General features: G+C 70.6%; 4 protein-coding genes and 1 pseudogene. All 5 read right to left on the reverse strand.

Features of this window, described 5'->3' with window-relative positions; genetic code table 11:
• Window positions 1-1,994 (reverse strand): VIT domain-containing protein (locus WA805_RS28895; RefSeq protein ID WP_425243907.1); only part of this gene is annotated, 1,994 nt, incomplete at its 3' end.
• Window positions 1,991-2,749, reverse strand: coding sequence for a MerR family transcriptional regulator (locus tag WA805_RS28900; protein ID WP_424563571.1), 759 nt, complete (start codon window positions 2,747-2,749; stop codon window positions 1,991-1,993). The genes WA805_RS28900 and WA805_RS28895, both read right to left, overlap by 4 nt.
• Before the next feature lie 33 nt (window positions 2,750-2,782).
• On the reverse strand, window positions 2,783-2,914 hold the full coding sequence (locus WA805_RS28905) for a hypothetical protein (RefSeq protein WP_422338557.1): 132 nt from the start codon (window positions 2,912-2,914) through the stop codon (window positions 2,783-2,785).
• Window positions 2,915-3,039: 125 nt separating this feature from the next.
• Window positions 3,040-3,585: a tetratricopeptide repeat protein gene (locus WA805_RS28910; RefSeq protein ID WP_422285609.1), complete on the reverse strand. Its 546-nt coding sequence runs from the start codon at window positions 3,583-3,585 to the stop codon at window positions 3,040-3,042.
• A gap of 83 nt (window positions 3,586-3,668) precedes the next feature.
• Window positions 3,669-4,102, reverse strand: a pseudogene (locus WA805_RS28915) (NYN domain-containing protein); the annotation flags it as partial.

Here is a 4,102-nt window from a genome sequence, read left to right on the forward strand (position 1 = left end):
GGGGCGCGGCGGCCTGCGGGGCCCGGGCCGCCGCGAGGGACGGCGAACGCGGGGTCGCGGCCAGCCAGATCCCACCCGGCGGGAAGCTCGACGGGCTGGGTGACCCGGTGCGGTACTCCCCCGTCCGTGATCACGCGCGAATCCACCGCGATGAACGCGGTGAACCGGCAGAGCACGCCGTAGCGCAGCGAGACATCCGTGATTTGCCGCTCTAGGCGGGCCAACTCACCGGTGTCGTGCCCGGGCAGGCTCGCGTAGCGGTCCTCGAGGTCCCGCAGGTGGGCACGCGCCCAGTTCGCGGTGCTCGCTGGGGTGCCGCCGGTGATCGCGGCCACCACAGCCTCGAACGCCGCGGCGTCGGCCGTCGCGCCGCGGACGGTGATAGTTCCGCCCGGCTGGCCGCGCCACCGGCCTGACATCGTCACCGGAACCCCGGGGAACAGGTCCGGCAGCCGGCTCGGGGCCACAGTGCCTGCCTCGATCTGCAGGCCGTTCCCGGCCAGTGCTAGCGCGGTCACCAGCGGGGCGCCGATCCGGCGGTGGATGCTGGCGGCGGCCTGATCGAGCTGGTCCTCTGATTCCACCAGCTCGCAGCGACCGCGCCCGGCGTCGGCGAGCCGGCCAAGGAATCCGGCGTTGACTGCCTGGTCAATGCCGATGACATGGATCCGGACCCGGCCCATCGACCGGCCGACCGTGTTCAGGATCTGGTCCTCGTTGCCGACCTGGCCGTCGGTGACGAGGACCAGCACGCGATCACGAGCGGCCGTGACCTGGCCCCCGGTGATCTCCGGCGCGGCCGCGTCGGTGAGCAGCCGGCGGGCGTACACGAGCGGCTTGAGCATCTCGGTGCCGCCTTGGGCCTCCGTCCGGGCGAGTTGCTCGATGGCGCGGAACCGGTTGCGGTCTGTTGCCCAGGCCAGCCCCGGCGAAGCGTCCGGGACTCGCTCGACCGAATTGTCGAAGCACAGCACCGCGAACCGGTCCGCGTCGGTGAGCGTGTCCACGATCCGGGCGACGGCGCGGCGGGCCGCGACTATCTTCCACCCGTGCATGCTGCCGGACCGGTCCAGCACCAGCACGACATCACGCGGCCGCGGGCGGCCAGGGCCGTCTGGAGGCACGAGCGTGAGGCTGAACGTACCCTGCGCGGGCCCCTCACCCGGATCGGTGGTGAGGACCAGCGAACTTGCGATCTGGTCGTGGCGGGCAACCGCCAGCCGCAAGATGAAGTCCCTGTCCAGCCGCTCGGCCGCCCGGAGCCTGACGATGGTGCGGCCGTCCGCGGCCGCCTCCTCCGCGGTGGCGTGCAGGCTGCACCGGATGCCCGCCAGCGGCAGTCCGGCCGGGTTGATATCGGCGCTCAGTGTGAGCCGGACCGGGTTGGGGAATCCGGGCAGCAGCACCGGAGGGCTGATCCTGGAGGCGTCAGGGACGGCGTCGGTATCGGTGGCCACCCCGCTGCCGGCCGCCATGCCGTCGAGCGGACGGCCTGGGATGTACCGTGGCGCGACTACTAGGGGGAACCGGAACATTGCCTCGCCGTCCTGGTACGGCAGTGGCTGCGCGAGCGTGAGGCGGACCGTGACCTGCTCGCCGGGGGCGATGTTGCCGACTCGCATCGTGAACACGTCCGGCCGGTCCTCTTCGGCGATCGCGACCTGCTGTCCCTGCGCGATCGCCTGGTCATAGTCCGCCCGGGCCTGGGCACGCTCCTTCAGCAGCCCCTCCACGACATGCCCGGCGGCCTCCATCCGCATCGCGGTGACCGCCGCCCGGTCAGGCAGCGGGAAGATGTAGGTCGCCTCCAGCGAGACGTCGAACGGGTTACGGAAGCCCTGCGTCACATCAACGCTGGCAGACAGGCCGGTAATGGCGACCTGCACGTCGACCGTTTCCAGGGGCAAGTTACCCCGGCTGGTGGTGAGTGCACCGAGGCCGCCGTCTGGCTCGGCGGCGGGGTCGGTCTCCATCGGCGTGATGTCAGTGCTCATGTCCCGCTCCCATCCTGGGGATTGTCTAGTTCGGTTGCATGACGTGAGGCGGAGGCAGCCAGACCTCGGCTCACCAGCTCCTCGAGCAGCGGCCGCGCGGCGTTCACGATTCGGGTCACATCCTCCGGGCCAGGCTCCCGGTCAGGGCCGTCAAGCAGGAGCGTCAAGCCGGGCGCGAGCCGGATTCCGTACACGAGCGAGGCCGGGGGAACGTCCGTGCCGTCCTCGTCCGTGCCAGTTGATGGCGCCTCGGCGACTGGCTGGCGTGCCCAGAACCGGCTCGGGACGGCAGCTGGGGACCCGGCGGCTAGAGCGCCAGCGCCGGTGACCGGCCAGGGGCCGCCTTCCTGTGCCGGCGCGGGCCTCAGGGCCGGGACCCGGGCGACCGCCGCCAGGGTCTCGTCGGTGACGCCGGCCAGTTCCACCTGGATCTCCGCAAGCGACTTCCCCTCTGCCTGACGGCGCTTGACCGCGACGAGCTGGAGCAAGTGCCGCCGCCCGTACCTGGCGACGCGGCCCCGGCGGCTCAGCGGCGGATCGACGAGGCCGACAGTGCCGTACCAGCGGATCAGGCGCTCGTTTGGCACGTCACGGACCCGGCCGTTGGTGCGCAGCGGTCCGGCGCGCGAGCCGTCGTCCAGCCCGCCAGCCGGCCCGCTTGTTGCAGCCGACGTGTCCGCGCCTAGGGCCCTTGGGGTACCCAGGGCCTCGGCAGCGAGCTCCGTCAGCTCCGCGATCGTCCACGACTCATCCATCACCCGATTAATAACACTGTCATTATTACAGTGTCAAGCGACAGCGTTGCGGACCTGAAAGGGGAGGAGTGCCTCGCGGGAAAAGCCCTTGCACGCAAGCAGGCGCAGCATCAGCGGGTAGGTGAACGTCTCGCGGATCTGCTGACAGATCACAGGCGCGTCCATCTCACAGCCGTATGGTTCCCTCGATAGTGAGTCGGCGGAAGGGACGTCGGCCGTTTGAAGGCTTACCGTTCGTCGCTCTGGCAGCAGAAACCAGGGACAAACCGTTTCTGCGGGTCTGGGCCCGGTCAGCCCTGGCGGTGGGTGGCGTCCAGCATGCGGTCGTAGTCGTCCTCGTCGAGGCCGAGATCGACCCGGATGCGGTAGCGCAGGCGAAGCAGGAGCTGGAGCTCGTTGTCGTCGGCTCGCGCGACGCAATGCTCGACGCCCGCCGTCGCCCACTCGAGCGCGCGCCGCAGGTCGCCTTGCTCGGTCAGCAGCTCGGCGACTAGGTCACACGTGCGAGGAGTGGTCGACTCGCGCTTGGCGGCCAGTACGGCGAGCAACTGCTCCGCCTCCTGGTCGCGGCCCAGCGCGAACAGCGCCCTGGCGAGGTAGACACTGGGATTGCCGAACGTGGATCCGCCGTCTTCGATCGCCGCGGTGAACTCGTCCGCCGCCTGCTGCGGCTCGTCGGCCATCATCCACTGCTCGCCGACCCGCAGGTGAGACTCGGCGCGCATGCCAGGCTCCACCCCGCGGGCGAGCTCGCTCATGCGTACTGCGGCCCGCACGTGATTGCCTGTCCGTGCTGCCTCAAACTCGATTTCGTCGAAATCACCGACGTCAGCCACTCTTGTCACGGTACCCCAGTGGCCCTTTCCCATTCGCCTGGATGTGGTGTCCGCAACGGAGGTTGCGCACGCGATTTATGAGATCAGCGGCGGGCACGCTCCAGGGCGTCCCAGAACCCGCGGCGCAGCGCGTGCCGCACCTCGTCGTGCAATAGGAAGTCGATCGGCAGCGCCGACCCCTGGAGCAGCCTTGCCTCCAGGTCGGACGGCATCCGCGGCTTCCTTGCCAGCACCGCCTCCAGCCAGAGCGCGGGCGCGTCACGCGCGACCGACTCGCCGAACTCCTGGCCTTCCCGGTGTGCCGACTGAACGGCATCGGCAAGCGAGACACCCGGCTGCGCAGCGGAGTACGCCGGCCCGGCGGGTCCGAGCGGGCCCCCAGGGAAGCCGAGGCCTGGGCCAGGCTGGCCCCCCGGATCGGCCTGCGGGGTGATCGCCGGCGGTGTGGCGAGCGGGTTCACTGCCGACTGACCCTGGTGCCCTCCCGGACCCGCGGGGGCACCGGGACCAATGGGGC

Source organism: Trebonia sp., assembly GCF_049794275.1.
Lineage (GTDB): Bacteria > Actinomycetota > Actinomycetes > Streptosporangiales > Streptosporangiaceae > Trebonia.

What these genes read in the sequence shown, in the direction of transcription:
- WA805_RS28900 (WP_424563571.1), bottom strand. Translation starts at nt 2,749, where the DNA reads ATGGATGAGTCGTGGACGATCGCGGAGCTGACGGAGCTCGCTGCCGAG.
- WA805_RS28905 (WP_422338557.1), bottom strand. Translation starts at nt 2,914, where the DNA reads ATGGACGCGCCTGTGATCTGTCAGCAGATCCGCGAGACGTTCACCTAC.